Annotated in this window: 13 protein-coding genes and 1 pseudogene; 7 read left to right on the forward strand and 7 right to left on the reverse strand. The window is 65.5% G+C overall.

The window, feature by feature from the left end; genetic code table 11:
* The first annotated feature begins 3 nt into the window (after positions 1-3).
* The 3 genes from ABIB24_RS00465 to ABIB24_RS00475 are packed head-to-tail and all read left to right on the forward strand — an operon-like array spanning position 4 to position 3,818.
* Complete coding sequence (locus tag ABIB24_RS00465; RefSeq protein WP_075044863.1) at positions 4-309, forward strand: sarcosine oxidase subunit delta; 306 nt, start codon at positions 4-6, stop codon at positions 307-309.
* The gene (locus ABIB24_RS00470) at positions 306-3,209 is read left to right on the forward strand and encodes a 2Fe-2S iron-sulfur cluster-binding protein (RefSeq protein ID WP_354315963.1); all 2,904 of its coding nucleotides are present in this window, start codon (positions 306-308) and stop codon (positions 3,207-3,209) included. Before ABIB24_RS00465 ends, ABIB24_RS00470 begins: the two co-directional genes overlap by 4 nt.
* Before the next feature lie 3 nt (positions 3,210-3,212).
* Positions 3,213-3,818 carry an aminomethyltransferase family protein gene (locus ABIB24_RS00475; protein ID WP_137163607.1) on the forward strand — a complete coding sequence of 202 codons (606 nt, stop codon included), beginning with the start codon at positions 3,213-3,215 and terminating at the stop codon, positions 3,816-3,818.
* Positions 3,819-4,003: 185 nt separating this feature from the next.
* Here ABIB24_RS00475 and ABIB24_RS00480 read toward each other — a convergent pair whose 3' ends face one another.
* Positions 4,004-4,267 carry a DUF3077 domain-containing protein gene (locus ABIB24_RS00480; RefSeq protein WP_023660664.1) on the reverse strand — a complete coding sequence of 88 codons (264 nt, stop codon included), beginning with the start codon at positions 4,265-4,267 and terminating at the stop codon, positions 4,004-4,006.
* 106 nt (positions 4,268-4,373) lie between these two features.
* Between ABIB24_RS00480 and ABIB24_RS00485 the strand changes: the two are divergent.
* A pseudogene (locus ABIB24_RS00485) lies at positions 4,374-4,547 on the forward strand (sarcosine oxidase); the annotation flags it as partial.
* A 185-nt stretch (positions 4,548-4,732) separates the two neighbouring features.
* Here ABIB24_RS00485 and ABIB24_RS00490 read toward each other — a convergent pair.
* The 5 genes from ABIB24_RS00490 to ABIB24_RS00510 all read right to left on the reverse strand — a co-directional run bounded on the left by ABIB24_RS00490 (position 4,733) and on the right by ABIB24_RS00510 (position 12,738).
* Positions 4,733-4,996, reverse strand: coding sequence for a DUF3077 domain-containing protein (locus tag ABIB24_RS00490; protein ID WP_023660664.1), 264 nt, complete (start codon positions 4,994-4,996; stop codon positions 4,733-4,735).
* 556 nt (positions 4,997-5,552) lie between these two features.
* Positions 5,553-8,438, reverse strand: a complete 2,886-nt coding sequence (locus ABIB24_RS00495; protein ID WP_354315964.1) for an HD domain-containing phosphohydrolase — start codon at positions 8,436-8,438, stop codon at positions 5,553-5,555.
* Between the two features lie 316 nt (positions 8,439-8,754).
* Positions 8,755-10,248: an aldehyde dehydrogenase gene (locus ABIB24_RS00500; protein ID WP_274079009.1), complete on the reverse strand. Its 1,494-nt coding sequence runs from the start codon at positions 10,246-10,248 to the stop codon at positions 8,755-8,757.
* Between the two features lie 222 nt (positions 10,249-10,470).
* Positions 10,471-11,853 carry an aspartate aminotransferase family protein gene (locus ABIB24_RS00505; RefSeq protein WP_025338659.1) on the reverse strand — a complete coding sequence of 461 codons (1,383 nt, stop codon included), beginning with the start codon at positions 11,851-11,853 and terminating at the stop codon, positions 10,471-10,473.
* 42 nt (positions 11,854-11,895) lie between these two features.
* A complete protein-coding gene (locus ABIB24_RS00510; RefSeq protein WP_025338658.1) occupies positions 11,896-12,738 on the reverse strand; it encodes a helix-turn-helix domain-containing protein in 843 nt (280 codons plus the stop codon).
* 281 nt (positions 12,739-13,019) lie between these two features.
* Between ABIB24_RS00510 and ABIB24_RS00515 the strand changes: the two genes are divergently transcribed.
* The 3 genes from ABIB24_RS00515 (at position 13,020) to ABIB24_RS00525 (ending at position 17,840) form a co-directional block, all read left to right on the forward strand.
* The gene (locus ABIB24_RS00515; protein WP_025338657.1) at positions 13,020-14,399 is read left to right on the forward strand and encodes an APC family permease; all 1,380 of its coding nucleotides are present in this window, start codon (positions 13,020-13,022) and stop codon (positions 14,397-14,399) included.
* A gap of 262 nt (positions 14,400-14,661) precedes the next feature.
* Positions 14,662-16,242, forward strand: a complete 1,581-nt coding sequence (locus ABIB24_RS00520; RefSeq protein WP_354315965.1) for an aldehyde dehydrogenase (NADP(+)) — start codon at positions 14,662-14,664, stop codon at positions 16,240-16,242.
* A gap of 224 nt (positions 16,243-16,466) precedes the next feature.
* Positions 16,467-17,840 (forward strand): 8-oxoguanine deaminase, encoded by a 1,374-nt coding sequence (locus tag ABIB24_RS00525; protein WP_025338655.1) that lies wholly within the window; start codon positions 16,467-16,469, stop codon positions 17,838-17,840.
* Between the two features lie 35 nt (positions 17,841-17,875).
* Here the strand turns inward: ABIB24_RS00525 and ABIB24_RS00530 are convergent, their stop codons facing one another.
* Complete coding sequence (locus tag ABIB24_RS00530; RefSeq protein WP_289515327.1) at positions 17,876-18,367, reverse strand: GNAT family N-acetyltransferase; 492 nt, start codon at positions 18,365-18,367, stop codon at positions 17,876-17,878.
* Positions 18,368-19,369: the final 1,002 nt, after the last annotated feature.

Raw genomic sequence — 19,369 nt, forward strand, 5'->3', positions numbered from 1 at the left:
ACGATGAAGATCCTGACCTGCCCCTTGAACGGCCCGCGCAATATCAGCGAGTTCACCTACGGCGGCGAATTCAGGCACATGCCCGACCCGGCCAGCTGCAGCGACGCCGAATGGGCCGACTATGTGTTCAACAGCGACAACCTGGCCGGGGTGGTGACCGAGTGGTGGCTGCACAACGCCTCCAGCTACTGGTTCCTGGCCGAACGCCACACGGTGAGCGACCAGGTGCTACGCACCTTCGACCCGAAAGAACTGTTCGACCGTCGCGTCGACTTCACCCCCGCCGCCACCCCGGAGATTGCCGGATGAACAGCCACACTCGCCTCCCCGCACCCATGGGCCTGCTGATCGACCGCGAGCGGCCCCTGCACTTCCAGTTCGACGGCCAGGCCTGCCAGGGCTTTGCCGGTGACAGCATCGCCAGCGCCCTGCTCGGCAGCGGCCGCTGGCTGCTGTCGCGCTCGTTCAAGTACCACCGCCCGCGCGGCCCGCTGAGCATGGCCGGACAGGATGCCAACACCCTGGTGCAGCTGCCGGACGAGCCCAATGTGCTGGCCGACCTGGAAGCCGCCCGCGATGGCCTGGTGGTCGAAGGGCAGAACTTCAACGGTAGCCTGGCGCACGACCGCGATGCCTACCTGGGCAAGTTTTCGCGCTTCATGCCGGTCGGCTTCTATTACCGCTCGTTCTACAAGCCCAAGGGCATGTGGAAGGTGTGGGAGCCGCTGATCCGCAAGAAAGCCGGCCTGGGCGTGCTCGACCTCGGTTTCAGGCCGCAGTATTACGACAAGGCCTATCTGTTCGTCGATCTGGCTGTCATCGGCGCTGGCCCGGCGGGCCTGCGTGCGGCACTGGACGCGGCCAATGCCGGGGCCAAGGTGTTGCTGATCGAACAACAGCCGGTGCTTGGCGGCTCGCTCACCTACGCCCGCTTCGACATTGCCGGCACCCGCGCCACCGGCCTGCGCCAGGAACTGCTGGCGGCCGTCGAAGGCCACCCGAACATCCAGGTGCTGCTGGAAGCCACCTGCAACGGCTGGTTCACCGACAACTACCTGCCGGTGATCCAGCACAAACGCCTGTACAAGGTGCGCGCCAGCCGCTGCCTGGTGGCGGCCGGTGCGTTCGACCAGCCGGTGGTGTTCCGCAACAACGACCTGCCAGGGGTCATGCTGACCAGCGCCGCGCAGCGGCTGATGAAGCTGTACGCGGTCAAGCCGGGCCAGCGCGCGGTAATCCTCACCGGCCACGATGACGGCTACCTCGCCGCCCTCGACCTGCAGGAGCAAGGCGTGGCCGTGGCCGCGGTGGTCGACATGCGCGCCGCGCCAGCCGATGCCGCAGTGGCCGCCGAACTGAAGCGCCGCGATATACCCGTGCACCTGGGCAGCACCGTGTACGAAGCCCTGCACGAAGCGGGCATGCGCCACGTGAGTGGCGTGGATATTCGCCCGATCACCGGCCAGGGCAAGGTCGGCTCGCATGGCCTGCGCCTGGCCTGCGACCTGCTGTGCATGTCGGCAGGCTACATGCCGGTGTACCAGTTGCTGTGCCAGGCTGGCGGCAAGCTGGCCTACGATGTGAACCGCGACGAATTCGCCATCAGCAACCTGCCGGCCGGGCTGGATATCGCCGGCTCGGTGAACGGCCGTCACGCACTGAGCAATGTGCTGGCCGACGCCACTCGCGGGGCTGCCGATGCGCTGGCAGCGCTGGGCCTGGAAGCGCCGGTGCAGCCAGTGTTCAGTGCCGAAGCCAAGGTCAACTTCCCCTGGCCGATCTTCCCCCACCCCAAGGGCAAGGATTTCGTCGACTTCGACGAAGACCTGCAAGTGCGCGACATCGTCAACGCCACCCGCAGCGGCTACCGCGACGTGCAGCTGGTCAAGCGCTTTTCCACGGTCGGCATGGGCCCGTCCCAGGGCCGCCACTCGGCGCTGCCGACCGCCCGCCTGGTGGCCCACGCCACCGGGCGCAGCATCAGCGAAACCGGGGTGACCACCGCCCGGCCACCGTTCCAGGCGGAAAAACTGGCCCACGTCGCCGGCCGCGCCTTCGACCCGTACCGGCAAACACCAATGCATCGCCGCCATCTGGAAGCCGGGGCGAAGATGATGCCGGCCGGTATCTGGCAGCGCCCGGCCTATTATGGCAAGCCTGAGGAACGCGAACGCTGCATGCAGGAGGAAGCCCGCCATGTGCGCGAGAAGGTCGGCCTGATCGACGTTTCCACCCTCGGTGGCCTGGATGTGCGCGGCCCCGACGCCGCCGAACTGCTGGAGCGCCTCTACACCTTCGGCTTCGCCAAGCTGGCCATCGGCCGCACCCGCTACGCGCTGATGACCAACGAGCACGGCGTGGTGATCGATGATGGCGTGTGCGCCCGGCTGGGCGAGCAGCACTTCTACGTCACCGCCACCACCAGCGGCGTCGACCGCATCTACCAGCAGATGCTGAAGTGGAACGCGCAATGGCGCCTGGATGTGGACGTCACCAACGTCACCGCCGCCCTGGCCGCGGTCAACCTGGCCGGGCCGCTGGCCCGCCAGGTGCTGGCCAAGGTATGTGACGATGTGGACCTGTCGGCCGAGGCCTTCCCTTACCTCGGCGTACGCCAGGGCACCGTGGCCGGTATTGCCGCGCGCATCCTGCGGGTGGGCTTTGTGGGTGAACTGGGCTACGAAGTGCACGTGCCGGCGCGCCACGCCGAGCGCCTGTGGGATGCCTTGATGCAGGCCGGCGCGGGGTTGGGCATTCGCCCGTTCGGCGTCGAGACCCAGCGCCTGCTGCGCCTGGAAAAAGGCCACGTGATCATCAGCCAGGACACCGACGGCATGACCCACCCGGCGGAGATCGACATGCAATGGGCGATCGGCCGCAAGAAGCCATTCTTCGTCGGCAAGCGCTCGATCGAGATCCTCGAAGCGCAGCCGCTCAAGCGCAAACTGGTCGGCTTCACCCTGCCCAAGGGCAGCCCACAGCCGCTGGAGGGGCATCTGGTGCTGGACGGGGCGGATATCAGCGGCAACGTCACATCCTGCGAATACTCGCAAACCCTGGGGCAGATCATCGGCCTGGCTTACGCCGGTGCCCATCAGGCCACGCCTGGCATGCACATCCCGATCCGCGTGGAGGGCGGCGTGATGGTCAATGCCAAGGTGGTGCCCCTGCCGTTCCACGATCCCGACAACCTGCGCCAGGAGCTCTGAGCCATGACCAGTTTGCAAGCCGAAGCTTTTATTCCACACAGCCCGCGGGCCGAGCTGTTGCACAACTGCGCGTTGACTGACCTGACCGGTCTGGCCCGGGCCGGGTTTCGTGGGGGCGACAGTGCCGCTTGCCTGCAGGCGCGTGGCTACCGCTTGCCGTCGCTACCCAACCAGGCCGTGCGCCAGGAAGACGGTGGCTGGGTAGCGCGCTTGTCGCAGACCGAGTACCTGCTGTTGGGCAGCCTGGCGGACGGCGGTGCACGGGTGGCTGCCGAAGAGGCCGGGTGGGTGCAGGATGCCCGGCGCAACTACCTGCTGCCGCGCCAGGATAGCCATGCCTGGTTGCAGCTGTCGGGGGAGTATTGCAGCGCGGTGATGGCCAAGTTGTGCGGGGTGGACTTGCGCGCCCAGGCGTTTCCCGTTGGGGCGGTGGCGCAGACCTCGGCGGCGCGGATCAACGTGATCGTGCTGAATGTGGGGAGCGATGAGAGGCCGGCGTTGCAGTTGCTGTTTGATCGGGCGTCGCTGGCGTATTTCCGTGAAGCGGTACTGGATGCCATGGATGAGTTCGATGGTGGGTGGGTCGGGGTGGATGAGCTGATGCATTGACCTGCGCCGGCCTGCCCTGTTCCTCATGAACGGCGCGATTCCTGTAGGAGCGGCCTTGTGTCGCGAAAGGGCCGCAAAGCGGCCCCGGCGTTTTTGCGGTGATGCACAGATCGTTGGGGGCGCTTCGCCCCCCTTTCGCGACACAAGGCCGCTCCTACAAAGTAATCACGCAGATCTGCGATACCTCAGTGCTTCATGCCCAGCTCGGCATCATCCATCAGCGCCTTGGCCATTGCGCTCAGGTAATGGGCGGCCCAGATCATCATCGGTTTCTCATCCATCAGGCCGGTGATTGTCAGTTCGCGGACATAGCCCATCAATTCCGAGGACTGCTCGCGGGCATCGCGACAGGGGATGCCGGGCTCGATGCGGAACAGTGGATGGGTGCCGTTTTCGCCTTGGTAGAAGGTGGTCTTGCCGACGGTGAATTGGGTGTCTTCTGTGGTCATTGGTGAATCCCCCTGAAATATCTCGACTGCCTGAGCCGGCCCTTTCGCGGGTAAACCCGCTCCCACAGGTACTGTGCAAGTCTTGAAGTCTGTGGTGATCCTGTGGGAGACCTCGGCGGCGCGGATCAACGTGATCGTGCTGAATGTGGGGAGCGATGAGAGGCCGGCGTTGCAGTTGCTGTTTGATCGGGCGTCGCTGGCGTATTTCCGTGAAGCGGTACTGGATGCCATGGATGAGTTCGATGGTGGGTGGGTCGGGGTGGATGAGCTGATGCATTGACCTGCGCCGGCCTGCCCTGTTCCTCATGAACGGCGCGATTCCTGTAGGAGCGGCCTTGTGTCGCGAAAGGGCCGCAAAGCGGCCCCGGCGTTTTTGCGGTGATGCACAGATCGTTGGGGGCGCTTCGCCCCCCTTTCGCGACACAAGGCCGCTCCTGCAAAGTAATCACGCAGCCCTGCGATACCTCAGTGCTTCATGCCCAGCTCGGCATCATCCATCAGCGCCTTGGCCATTGCGCTCAGGTAATGGGCGGCCCAGATCATCATCGGTTTCTCATCCATCAGGCCGGTGATGGTCAGTTCGCGGACATAGCCCATCAATTCCGAGGACTGCTCGCGGGCATCGCGACAGGGGATGCCGGGCTCGATGCGGAACAGTGGATGGGTGCCGTTTTCGCCTTGGTAGAAGGTGGTCTTGCCGACGGTGAATTGGGTGTCTTCTGTTGTCATTGGTGAATCCCCTGAAATTTCTCGACTGCTTGCACTGGCCCTTTCGCGGGCACGCCCGCTCCCACAGGTACTGTGCAACTCCTGAGTACGGTGAAGATCCTGTGGGAGCGGGCGTGCCCGCGAAGAGGCCAGAGCAGGCAACACATTACTTCTGCCCTAGTGCAAAGTGCTGCGCCCATTGGGCATCTGCACCTGGATCAAGGTGTCTTCGAAGGAATCGGGGGATGTGGGGTGGATCGGGGACAACTTTCAGCATGCTTTGGTATCCATTTGTTGGGCCACCACCGGCCTGCTGTCAAACAGGTAGGTGGCAGCTGTACATAGGTTGACAGACCGGCGGATACCAGAACCGGCGCACGCGAACGTGCCCCATGCACAGCCACCATGAAGGGCAAAGCCATGCGAAGTATCTCGTCGCGGCCTGTCAAAGCCGATCGCTGATGTGCAGCGACCCGCCGAGACTAGAGCGCTGCCAAAGCGGCCGCAACGGGAAACAGGCGGCGTGAGTATCTTTGGGAAATAGCCTACAAGGAAGGGGCTAAATCTGATTTTTCGTTCAAGCCGGGCAACGCATCTGCCCCAACCAGTACGCCACATCCACCTCGTCGATCTGCTCGGCACGCAGGAACCGCTCGGCATACTGGCGGTACACCCCGCTGCTGAGGAACAGCTCCAGCAACTGGCCGTCGATGTGCCCGCCGCGGGCCATGCCCACCAGGATCTTCACCGACTCGGACAAGGTCTTCGGCGCCTTGTAGGGCCGGTCGGCCGCAGTCAGCGCCTCGAAGATGTCGGCAATCGCCATCACCCGCTCGGCAATACCCAGGTCCTGCTCGCCCAGCCGGCGCGGGTAGCCGCTGCCGTCCATTTTCTCGTGGTGGTTGCCGGCGATGTCCGGCACCCGCTTGAGCTGGCGGGGGAACGGCAAGGAACTGAGCATGATGATGGTCTGCACGATGTGTTCGTTGATCTTGAAGCGTTCCTCATCATTCAGCGTGCCGCGGCGGATCGCCAGGTTGTACAACTCGCCGTGGTTGCTGGCGTAGGCCGGCAAGCGCATGTCGAAACCCCAGCGGTTGCGCGGGTCGCCCTTGGCCACCGGGGGCTTGCGCGGGCCCCAGGGTACGCAATGCTCAGGGCGGTCGGCCAGCAGTGGTTCGTCAACCGGTAGCGCAGGCGCAGGCACATCGGCAAAGCGCTCCACCTCATCACGGGAGATGCCCAGGCGGTTGTCGAAATGGCGCTGCCAGCGGCGCTGGCCAATCTGCTGCAGGCGCTCGATGTCGGCGTCCTGCATGAACTCGCCGCCGATGTTGGCCTGGGCGACGAAGGCGAAGTCGTCCTGCAGCTGGGCCTGACTGCGCGCCAGGGTGGCTTGCAGCGCCTGCTGGTCGCCACCGCTGGCCAGGCCTTGCCAATAGGCCAGCTCGGCATCCCGCCAGAGCACCTCGAAACGCATGCGTACCTCGTGGATACGGTTGTACAAGGTTTCCAGCTTGGTCGCCTTGTCCACCACATACTCGGGGCTGGTGACCTTGCCGCAGTCGTGCAGCCAGGCCGCCACGTGGAATTCGTAGCGTTCAGCCGCGGTCATGCTGAAGCTGGCGTACGGGCCGGTTTCGGCCGCCACCGCCTGGTCCAGCAGCATCTGCGCCAGTTGTGGCACCCGTTCGCAGTGGCCGCCGGTATAGGGGCTCTTGGCATCGATGGCATCGGCCAGCAGCTTGATCATGGCATCCAGCAGGCGTTGCTGGGCTTCGACCAGCTGGCGCGTCTCGATGGCCACCGCCACCACCCCGGACAGTTCGGCAACAAAGCTGCGGAACGGCTGGCCTGTCTGCTCGTGTACAGGCCCATCGCCCAGTTGCAGGACCAGGATGCCCAGCAACGCCTGGCTACGGTCATTCAGCACCAAGGCCATGCTGCCCTCATGCAGGCCGAGGGCCTGGGTCACCGCCGTGGCCAGGTGCTGCTGGGCAGCCTCATCCACGGCCAGCTCGCCAGGGTACTGCTCGCCACGGCAGGCGGCGGCCAGGCGCAGCAAGGCATGTTCGGCATCGAACAGGTACACCACGCCGGCATTGACCCCGGCGGCTTCCACCAGATGGGTCAACACACCGTCGAGCATGCGCTCCAGGTCGCGCTCGCGGCTGAGCGTGAGGGTAATCGCCTGGAAGCTGCGGATGGTGCCGGACATGCGGCTGAGCACGCGGCTCAGCTCACGCACCTCGGACACCCGCGAGCGCACCCCGACTTCGCGGCTGAAATCAAAACCCGCCACGCCTTGCAGCTGTTCGGCCAGCAACCGCAACGGGCGGCCGATGCGCCGGCCGAGCACACCACCAAGCACCAGCAGCACGGTTATCAGGGCGGCGGTCCAGAGCAACTGTTCGAGCAGTACCTTGCGCGCACCAGCCAGCAACTCATGGCCTGGCACGGCAATCAGCACCTGCAGGTCCTGCCCGGCCAGGTTGGTCAGTTGCACGCGCATGCCATACCAGGTCTGGCCGTCCACCTGATAAGGCTGCGGGCGGGTGCCTTGCGGCAGGTCGGCGTAAAGTTGCTGCAGGCTGGGGATGCCCAGTTCGCCGATGCGCGACAAGCGCACGGCCTGCCCTTCGTGCACGATTACCCGCTGCAGGTCCGGGTAGGCCACCACGCTGCCCTGATCGTCGACCACGACGATCTCGGTGCCGGGGGTCATGCGCAGGCCCTGGGTCTCGCTGGCCAGGTCGTCGACCGAAACGTCCATGCCGATCACCGCCCCGCCGTCGACGCTGCGCTGGGCCATGGTCAGGCCGATCTCGCGGGTGGTGAAGAACACATAGGGGTGGGTCAGTACGGTGGTGGGTTGGGCGCTGGCCTCGACAAACCACGGGCGCGTGCGCGGGTCGTAGCGGTATTCGGGCTTGGCCTGGGCCTGCAGCAGGTTCAGCGCGTGGTCGTAGAAGCGCCACTCACCCTGCACCGCCCCACCCTCACGGCTGACGCTCTGCACCAGGAAAACGGTGCCCGGCGGCGCGGCGAAACGCTGCAGCAACTGCGGGTCGCGCAAGCGGCGCACCAGCAGGAACTCACCACTGGGGTAACCCATGTAGGCAGCACTGAGCATGCGGTTGGCGTCCAGCGTCTCGACCAGTTGCGGCAAGCGTTCCAGGCGCTGAGCCGGGGTTTGCGCGGCCGGGTTGTGGGCGAGCAGGCGGATACTGCTGTGCACCGGGTCGATCAGGCGCCGGGCGCGCTCGTCGATGGTCTTGCCTATTTGCTGGGCAGAATCACCCGCTGCGGCCACCAAGGTCTGGCGAATGCCGTGATAGCCCTGCCAGGCCAGGGCGGCGCCGAGCAGCAACATGCCCAGCACGATGGCGAGAGCCACCAGCCACTGCAGTGAAATGCCACGTCCGGCGTTGCCAGCAGCACGACCATTCGACACGCAGCCCATCTCAGGTACTCCATGTATGGCGGTTTGACGGGGCAGCCAGGACGATCATGCAGGCCGAAGCCATTCGCAGGCAGCGAGACGGGGGCGTGGTGCCACATAGCCCAGCCCCATCTTGGCAGCAGTGTAGAGCGGACCCGAGCTTTCTGCCGGGTTGGCAAAGAAAATTAACGGAACGCCATGAATGATCCGGATACCGCGTCGCCTGCTTCGCGGGCTTGCCCGCTCCCACAGGGACCGCGCAGCACCTGAGCCAGTGCAGTACCTGTGGGAGCGGGGCAAGCCCGCGAAACAGGCGACGCGGTAAAGATCGGATGTATCAGGCGCGCAACTGGTACCAGGTGGTCTTGAGCTGGGAATACTTGTCGAACGAGTGCAGCGACAGGTCGCGGCCAAACCCGGACTGCCTGCCGCCGCCAAACGGCACCGTCACGTCCAGCGCATCGACCGTGTTCACCGACACGGTGCCGGCCTTCAACGCCCGCGCCACGCGGTGCACCTGGTTGAAGTCATCGCTCCACACCGACGCCGCCAGCCCATAGATGCTGTCGTTTGCCAGGCGCACGGCCTGCTCTTCGCTGTCGAAGGCACTGACCGCCAGCACCGGCCCGAATACCTCCTCCCGCGCCAGGCTCATACGGCCATCGACACCGGCAAAAATGGTCGGCTCGATGTAATTGTCCGAGCCGTCGATGGTCAGGCGCCGGCCACCGCACACCAACCGCGCCCCGTCCTGCCCGGCGCGGGCGATGGCGGTTTCGATCCGGCCGGTCTGCCCGGCATCCACAATGGCACCGGCACGGCTCGCCGGGTCCAGCGGGTTGCCTGGCAGCCACTGGCGGGCCTTGGCCTGCAGGCGCTCGATGAACTCGTCATGGATGGAGCGCTGCACGTACAGCCGCGAGTTGGCCGAGCACACCTCACCCTGGTTGAAGAAGATACCGAATGCCGCCTTTTCCGCAGCCAGGTCCAGGTCCTGGCAGTTTTCGAACACCAGGTTGGGGCTCTTGCCGCCGCACTCCAGCCATACCTGCTTGAGGTTGGACTGTGCCGAGTACTGCATGAAGTACTTGCCCACCTGGGTGGAGCCGGTGAACACCAGGCAATCCACGTCCGGGTGCAGGCCCAGCGCCTGCCCGGCCTGCTCGCCCAGGCCCGGCACCACGTTCAGCACGCCTTCCGGTACACCGGCCTGCAGCGCCAGCTGGGCCAGGCGCAAGGCCGAGAACGGTGATTGCTCGGCGGGCTTGAGCACCACGCTGTTGCCGGCAGCCAGCGCCGGGGCGAGCTTCCAGGCGGCCATGTCGAGCGGGAAGTTCCACGGCACCACGGCGGCGACCACGCCGAGGGCTTCGCGGGTGATGGTGGCCAGCGCGTTGGGCGCGGTGGGTGCCACCTGGTCGTACAGCTTGTCCAGCGCCTCGCCGTACCAGGCAAACACCTGCGCCGAGCCCGGCACGTCGATGTTGTAGGCGTCCATGACCGGCTTGCCCATGTTCAGCGAGTCCAGCAGGGCCAGTTCTTCGCGATGGGCCATGATCAGCTCGGCCAGGCGCAACAGCACTTTCTTGCGCTCGCCCGGGGCCATGCGCGGCCATGGGCCTTGTTCGAAAGCCCTGCGGGCGCTGGCGACGGCCAGGTCGACCTCGGCCTGGCCGCAGGCGGTAACCTGGGCCAGCACCTTGTTGGTGGCGGGGTTGATGGCGGCGAAGGTGGCGCCGTCCTGTGCGTTGACGGGCTTGCCGTCGATCAGTGCATTGGCCGGGAGGTAGAGGTCCGAGGCACGTTGTTGCCAGAATTCGAGGGTGTACATTTGTACTCCTGGTAGCTGTTGGAGCAATTTTCCTAAGGGCTACGCGGTTCCTGTGGGAGCGGGCGTGCCCGCGAACACCGGCGTAGCCGGTGCCATACAACGCGTTGGGCCCTTCGCGGGCACGCCCGCTCCCACAAGGGAAGGTGACACGCTCACGAACATTGTTCCCTGTGCGATAGCGCAGCCCCAAGGGCTGGGCGATCTCCCACAGGGATCAGCGGTCTAGAGCTTGCCGACCAGGCGCGCCGTGCGGTCCACGGCAATGCGGGTCTTCTCCACCAGCTCATCCAGTTCGCTGTGGTTGGCGATCAGCGCCGGCGCCATGATCATCCGGCCCAGGGTGGAGCGAATGATCACCCCTTCCTCGAAACCGAAGGTGCGGCACTGCCAGGCGAGGTCATTCTCGTTGGCGAAGCGCTTGCGCGTCGGCTTGTGCTCGGCGAACTGCAGCGCCGCCACCAACCCGGCGCCCTGCACCTGGCCGATCAACGGGTGGTCGGCAAACACCTCGCGCAGGATGCGCTGCAGGTACGGCCCGGTGTCGTCCTTCACCTGGCGCACGATGCCTTCGTCACGCAGCGCCTTCAGGTTGGCGATGGCCACCGCCGCCGCCACCGGGTGGCCGGAATAGGTCAGGCCGTGGGCGAACACCCCGCCCCGCTCCACCAGCGCCTCGGCAATGCGCTTGCTCAGCACCAGGCCGCCCATGGGCACGTAGCCGCTGGTCAGGCCCTTGGCGATCGACAGGGTGTCAGGCTCGAAGCCGAAGTACTCGTGGGCGAACCATTCGCCAGTGCGGCCAAAGCCGCCGATCACTTCATCGGCGCACAGCAGCACGTCGTACTGGCGGCAGATGCGCTGGATCTCGGGCCAGTAGCTTTCCGGCGGGAAGATCATGCCGCCCGCGCCCTGGAACGGCTCGGCGATAAAGCCGGCGACGTTCTCGGCACCCAGTTCGAGAATCTTCTCCTCCAACTGCAAGGCGCAGCGGCGGCCGAACTCGGCCGGGGTCAGCTCGCCGCCCTCGGCGTACCAGTACGGTTCGTCGATGTGCGCCACATCCGGGATCAACCCGCCCATTTCGTGCATGAACTTCATGCCACCCAGCGCCGTGGCGGCCAGGGTGGAGCCGTGGTAACCGTTCCAGCGGCCGATCATGATCTTCTTGTTCGGCTGGCCAACCACCTGCCAGTAGCGGCGCACGGTACGGATCAGCACCTCGTTGGCCTCGGAGCCGGAGTTGGTGTAGATCGCGTGGCTGTAGTGCCCCGGCAACAGGCTGAACAGCAGCTCGGACAGTTCGATCACCGCCGGGTGGGTGGTGTGGAAGAACATGTTGTAGTAGGCCAGCTGGTCCATCTGCGTGGCTGCGGCGGCGGTCAGGTCGCGGCGGCCGTAGCCGAGCTGGGTGCACCACAGGCCGGACATGCCATCCAGGTAGCGCTTGCCCTCGCTGTCCCACAGGTGCAGGCGTTCGCCACCGACGATCACTCGCGGCCCTTCGGCGTTCAGCGCCTTCTGGTCGAGGAAGGCATGGATGTGGTGCGCGGCATCGGCTGCCTGGTAGTCACGGGTCTGGCGTTGCGGGGCGAAAGGCGCATTCATTGTTGGTTTTCCTTTGCGGTGGGGTTGCAGGGTGGCTTGCGCTCAGCGCAGCTTGCCCATGTAGCTTTCCAGCGGGTCCTTGCCCAGCACGCCCTGGGCATTGGCCAGCGCGTCGATGAACAGGGAGAACAGCTCGGACTGGGTACCGATGTCGAGCTTGGCGTAGACGTTCTTGCGGTGTGACTTGATGGTGTCCTCCGACACCCCCAGGCGCTCGGCCAGCGACTTGGTCGAGTGGCCTCGCAGGATCAGCTGGGCGATACGGCACTCACGCTCGGTCAGCAGCGAGCTGCCGAAGTTGTTCAACGCCACGTGGATGCGCTGCTCGAGGATGTTCTCGAAGCGCCCGGTGCGGCTGTCCAGCCCGGCGAAGTGCTTGCCGAGCACCGCCAGTACCCAGGGCGTGATACGCCCGAACAGCGCACGGGTTTGCCCATCGAGCTTGTCGGTGAACGCCAGCGATACCGCCAGGCTCTGCCCGGGCGCGACCTGCAGGATGTAGTTGAGCTCATCCTCCAGGTGCGAGTGCCGGTAGAACGACTGGTAGTACTCGCTGACCTCGAAGTGGTCGGGCGCCACTTCGAACAGGCCGTAGCAACCGGACTCGACCTGCTCCACACAGGCCCCGTAGAACGGGTCGAGCAGATAGAAGCCGGACAGGTAGCGGCTGACATTGCCCTCGGGCTGCCAGGGCGCCTTGTCGTCCTGCTCGAACAGCGCGCAGGGCATGCCGTCGTGCGGGTACAGGTACACCGTGGTCGCCTGGATCGGCCGAATCACGCCAAGCGCAGCAAACAGGGTGGCGGCAAAGCCCGGTCGGCCGATCGCCTCGGTGACCTTGGCCAGGTGCTCGAACCACTGTTGCGAAAGCAATTGATCAGTCACTTTGGGCCTGCCGTCTCAAGTAAAGGCACCGCCGCCAGTGCGGTGCGTCGTTGGCCAGATACTCCCATGGCACTGCAAACACCGAAATCACCCTTTGGGGTGAGCAGGCAAAGCCCCCTGCTGGCTCACCCCAAAGGGTGATTCCGGGTACCAGCGGGGTGTGGGAGCATCAACCCGCCCCAGCGCTGCGAGCCACCCGCTCGACCTCCTTGCACAACACCCACCGGTATCGAGCTCGCTCGCATACCGCGGCGTCCTGCATCCCTTTCCAGGAGTTAGCAATGCATACAACAACAAGTACAGCCCATAGCCCTGCACATAGCCCGTCGCAACCCACCGCCAGCAACGGCCGTTTCCGCAAGTCCATGGGGCTGCCCGCCCTGGTGCTGTTCGGCCTGGCCTACATGGTCCCCCTGGCAGTGTTCACCACCTACGGGCTGGTCACCCAGATGACCAAGGGGCACCTGCCCACCGCCTACCTGCTGACCCTCGCCGCCATGCTGCTGACCGCCTACAGCTACGGCCGCATGGTCCAGGCCCACCCCTACTCCGGCTCGGTCTACACCTACACCCGCAAGGCCTTCGGCAGCCACATCGGCTTCATCGCCGGCTGGACCCTGCTGCTCGACTACATCTTCCTGCCGCTGCTCAGCTACCTGCTGATCGGCATCTACATGTCGGAGTACTTCCCGGCCATCCACGCCTGGGTGTGGGTGGCGGGCTCCATTGCCCTGGTCACCTTCCTCAACCTGATCGGCATCGAGTCGATCACCCGGGTGAACTGGATCCTGGTGGTGGTGCAACTGGTGTTCATCGTCGTGTTCGTCGCCCTGTCCATCCACAACCTCAGCGGGCAGGCGCAGCCAGTGTCGCTGCTGGCGCCGTTCCACCACGAAGGCTTCAGCGTGCCGTTGATCATGACCGGCGCCGCCGTGCTGTGCCTGTCGTTCCTGGGCTTCGATGCGGTCTCGACCATGGCCGAGGAAACCAGCAACCCCACCTACCGCATTCCCGTGGCGATCCTCGCCGTGTCGCTGATCGGCGGCATGTTGTTCCTGGTGGTGTCGTACTGCGCACAGATGGTGTTCCCTGACTGGGGCAGCTTCGCCGACCCGGACTCGGCGTCGGTGGACGTGATGCGCCGGGTCGGCGGCGAACTGCTGGTGACCGCCTTCACCGCCACTTACGTGGCCGGCTGCTTCGCCTCGGCAATGGTGTCCCAGGCCAGCGTGTCGCGGGTGCTGTTCGCCATGGGCCGCGACGGTGCGTTGCCGCGTGCGTTCGGCCAGCTGGTGACGAAAAAGCGCGTACCGGCCACGGCCATCCTGCTGGTCAGCCTGCTGTCGCTGATTGCCTTGGTGATCAGCCTCGACACGGTGGCCAACATGATCAGCTTTGGCGCGCTGTTCGCCTTCTCGGCGGTGAACCTGGCCGTGGTCAAGCACTACCTGATCGACCACAAGCTGCGTGGTGGCCGCAACTACCTGCTGTATGGCGCCATTCCCGGCCTGGGCTTCCTCAGCACGCTGTGGCTGTGGAGCAGCCTGACCAGCCTGTCGTTCACCATCGGTTTGTGCTGGATGGGCATGGGCCTGGTGGTGCTGCTGGGGCTTACCCGGGCGTTCCGGGTGAAGCTGCCGGAGTTGCAGATGGCCGAGTGACCCACGCGCTTTCGAGCATTTGCGCGGTCCCTGTGGGAGCGGGTTTACCCGCGAAGCAGGCGACTCGGTGGATGGCACCGGCTTCGCCGGTGTTCGCGGGTGAACCCGCTCCCACAGTGGGCCGTGCATACGATGGAAACTTTTGGAGAAGGCCGTTGTGATAACGATCTGTTATCACCTGATCCGCATTAATCATTATTCAGCACGCATTTCGCCCCCTACAGTCCCAGCCCAACGACTGTCATTGCCAACGGGAAACGAAATGTCCATCGAACATCGCCTGAACCACATCGCCGGCCAGCTCAGCGGCAACGGTGACGTGCTGCTGAACAGCGTCGACGCCCACACCGGCGAGCCACTGCCATACGCCTTCCACCAGGCGACCAGCGACGAAGTCGAAGCCGCGGTGCAGGCCGCCGAGGCTGCCTACCCGGCCTACCGCAGCACCAGCCCGGCGCAGCGCGCCGCCTTCCTCGACGCCATCGCCAACGAACTGGACGCACTGGGCGATGACTTCGTCCAGCATGTGATGCGCGAAACCGCGCTGCCCGAGGCACGCATCCGCGGTGAGCGCGCCCGCACCAGCAACCAGCTGCGCCTGTTCGCCGATGTGGTGCGCCGTGGCGATTTCCTCGGTGCGCGCATCGACCGTGCGCTGCCCGAGCGCACCCCGCTGCCACGCCCGGACCTGCGCCAGTACCGCATCGGCGTCGGCCCGGTGGCTGTATTCGGTGCCAGCAACTTCCCGCTGGCCTTCTCCACTGCCGGCGGTGATACCGCCTCGGCGCTGGCGGCCGGCTGCCCGGTGGTGTTCAAGGCCCACAGCGGGCACATGCTGACCGCTGCCCACGTGGCCGCGGCCATTGACCGCGCGGTGGCCGGCTGCGGCATGCCTGCAGGCGTGTTCAACATGATCTATGGCGCCGGCGTGGGTGAAGCACTGGTCAAGCACCCGGCCATCCAGGCGGTCGGCTTCACCTGTTCGCTGCGTGGCGGCCGCGCCCTGGGCGACATGGCGGCTGCGCGCCCGCAGCCGATCCCGGTGTTCGCCGAAATGAGCAGCATCAACCCGGTAATTGTCCTGCCCCAGGCCCTGCAGGCCCGTGGCGAGCAGGTAGCCAGCGAACTGGCCGCCTCGGTAGTGCTGGGTTGCGGGCAGTTCTGCACCAACCCGGGCCTGGTGGTGGGCATCAAGTCGCCGCAGTTCGAACGCTTCGTGCACACGCTGGTGGCGCGCATGGCCGACCAGGCGCCGCAGACCATGCTCAACGTTGGCACCCTGCGCAGCTACCAGAACGGTGTGCAGCATCTGCTGGCGCACCCTGGCATCCAGCACCTGGCCGGGCAACCACAAACCGGCACCCAGGCCCAGCCACAGCTGTTCAAGGCGGATGTGAGCCTGCTGCTGGACAGCGACCCGCTGCTGCAGGAAGAAGTGTTCGGCCCGACCACCGTGGTGGTGGAAGTGGCCGATGCCCAGCAACTGGCCGAAGCGCTGCGCCACCTGCAAGGCCAGCTGACGGCCACCCTGATTGCCGAACCGGACGACCTGCGTGCCTTTGCCACGCTGGTGCCGCTGCTGGAGCGCAAGGCCGGGCGCCTGCTGCTGAACGGCTACCCGACCGGCGTAGAGGTATCGGACGCGATGGTGCATGGCGGGCCATACCCGGCCACCTCCGATGCCCGTGGTACTTCGGTCGGTACCTTGGCCATCGACCGCTTCCTGCGCCCGGTGTGCTTCCAGAACTACCCGGATGCGCTGCTGCCGGATGCGCTGAAAAGTGCCAACCCGCTGGGGATTGCGCGGTTGGTGGATGGGGTCGCCAGCCGTGGCGCGGTTTGATCTGACATTGAGGTAGCCTGTACTGGCCTCTTCGCGGGTAAACCCGCTCCCACAGGGACTACACAGCTCATGAATTCTGTGCAGTACCTGTGGGAGCGGGTTTACCCGCGAAGAGGCCGGCACAGGATTACCAGCCCTGTATACAATCCGCAAAAACCTTGCTTACAATGCCATGCGCCTATGACATCGGTAATCGCCGATGCGTATTGCGACAGGCTTAAGCCATGTCATCTACAAATGCTCCAAGAACGCTACTGGTCAAGAACGCCGAACTTCTGGTCACCATGGACGGCGAACGCCGCGAGATCAGGAACGGCGGAATGTTCATCGAAGGCAACCTGATCCGCCAGGTCGGCCCCAGCGATACCCTGCCACAGCACGCCGATGTGGTGCTGGACATGGCCGGCAAGGTGGTCATCCCTGGCCTGGTCAACACCCACCACCACATGTACCAGAGCCTCACCCGCGTGGTGCCGGCGGCCCAGGACGGCGAGCTGTTCAATTGGTTGACCAACCTCTACCCGATCTGGGCACGCCTGACCCCCGAGATGATCGCGGTGTCGACCCAGACCGCCATGGCCGAACTGATCCTGTCCGGCTGCACCACCTCCAGCGACCACCTGTACATCTACCCCAACGGCTGCAAGCTCGACGACAGCATCCATGCCGCCGACGAGATCGGCATGCGCTTCCACGCCGCGCGCGGCAGCATGAGCGTGGGCCGCAGCCAGGGCGGCCTGCCGCCTGATTCGGTGGTGGAGAAGGAAGCCGACATCCTCAAGGAATCCCAGCGCCTGATCGAGGACTATCACGACGCCAGCCACGGCTCGATGCGCCGCATCGTGGTGGCGCCCTGCTCGCCGTTCTCGGTCAGCCGCGACCTGATGCGCGAAGCAGCCGTGCTGGCGCGCCAGTACGGGGTGTCGTTGCACACCCACTTGGCCGAGAACGTCAACGACATCGCCTACAGCCGCGAGAAGTTCGGCATGACCCCCGCCGAATATGCCGAAGACCTCGGCTGGGTCGGCCACGACGTGTGGCACGCCCACTGTGTGCAACTCGACCAGCATGGCATCGAGCTGTTCGCCCGCACCGGCACGGGTGTCGCCCACTGCCCATGCTCGAACATGCGCCTGGCCTCGGGCATCGCCCCGGTGCGCAAGATGCGCGACCACGGGGTGCCGGTGGGCCTGGGGGTCGACGGTTCGGCATCCAACGACGGCGCCAGCATGATCGGTGAAGTGCGCCAGGCCCTGCTGCTGCAACGGGTGGGCTTCGGCCCCGACGCGATGACTGCACGCGAGGCGCTGGAAATTGCAACGCTCGGCGGTGCCAAGGTGCTCAACCGCAACGACATCGGCGCCCTGGCCCCAGGCATGGTGGCCGACTTCGTCGCCTTCGACCTCGGCCACGTGGCCTATGCCGGTGGCCACCACGACCCGCTGGCGGCGCTGGTGTTCTGCACCCCGACCCAGGTGCACACCAGTGTCATCAATGGCCGTGTGGTGGTGAAGGATGGCCAGCTGGCCACGGTCGACCTGCCACGGGTGCTGGAGCGCCACAACCAGTTGGCACGCCAGCTGGTCAGCGGCGAATAAACTGCCATTTGGGCCGCCCTGCGGCCCATTGCCTATCAGAGGACCATGACCATTTCATGCCAGGCCATGCCGCCGTGGTCCGATGGCGATGGTTTGATGTACTGATACCCCAGCTTCTGGTACAGCGCCACGTGCTGCTCCTTGCACATCAGGTGAATGGTCAGCTTGCCCGCAGCTTTCATGCGTGCGATGAATTCATCCATCAACCGCTTGGCGTAGCCTTTGCCCTGGTGTGCCGGGTCCACCACCACCGACATGATCACCACGTTTGGCGCCGCCGGGTCATGCCCGACCAGTTCCTTGAATGCCTCGTCGGACATCACCACTTCGTGGGCACAGCCGCTGTTGATGAAACCAACGATCTCGCCCGCGTTTTCCAGCACCAGGAAGCCCTGCGGATACTGCGCGATGCGGGTGCGGATCTTCTCCAGCGTGGCCGCCTCATCGCCTTCATAGGCACCGATTTCGATGGCGTAGCAGCGCTCGGCGTCGGCGGCTGTGGGGGTGCGAAACTGAGGGGCGCTCATGGCGGGATTCCTTGGTAATGGCTAAAAACAGCCGCCATGGTAAATGAGCGCCGCAGCCACAGGTACAGCTTGTACCCGAAACCTGCGCAGTAACCGAACACATCCACCGCGTCGCCTGCTTCGCGGGCATGCCCGCTCCCACAGGTACGGCGCAGGCTTCGGGATCACACTGTACCTGTGGGAGCGGCCGTGGCCGCGAACACCGGCGCAGCCGGTGCCATCCACCGCGTCGCCTGCTTCGCGGGCATGCCCGCTCCCACAGGTACTGCGCGGGCTTCGGGATCACGCTGTACCTGTGGGAGCGGCCGTGGCCGCGAACACCGGCGCAGCCGGTGCCATCCACCGCGTCGCCTGCTTCGCGGGCTTGCCCGCTCCCACAGGCACTGCGCAGGCTTCAGGCTCACGCTGTACCTGTGGGAGCGGCCGTGGCCGCGAACACCGGCGTAGCCGGTGCCATCCACCGCGTCGCCTGCTTCGCGGGCATGCCCGCTCCCACAGGTACGGCGCAGGCTTCGGGCTCGCGCTGTACTTGTGGGAGCGGCCGTGGCCGCGAACACCGGCAAAGCCGGTGCCATCCACCGCGCAGTCTGCTTCGCGGGTGAACCCGCTCCCACAGGTACGGCGCAGGCTTCAGGCTCACGCTGTACCTGTGGGAGCGGCTTTAGCCGCGAACACCGGCGCAGCCGGTGCCATCCACCGCGTCGCCTGCTTCGCGGGTGAACCCGCTCCCACAGGTACGGCGCAGGCTTCGGGCTCACCCTGTACCTGTGGGAGCGGCCGTGGCCGCGAACACCGGCGTAGCCGGTGCCATCCACCGCGTCGCCTGCTTCGCGGGCTTGCCCGCTCCCACAGGCACTGCGCAGGCTTCGGGCTCACGTTGTACCTGAGGCAACCTTGTGCTGCGAAGCGCCTCGCGGGCGGCGCTCGATCTCACAGGTGCCAAACATCCCCAGACCTGCACCTGCTGCTAACAATTTTTTGCAATTCATTACATTTCTGCGT

Source organism: Pseudomonas sp. UYEF17, assembly GCF_040546125.1.
In the GTDB taxonomy this organism is placed as follows: domain Bacteria; phylum Pseudomonadota; class Gammaproteobacteria; order Pseudomonadales; family Pseudomonadaceae; genus Aquipseudomonas; species Aquipseudomonas putida_Z.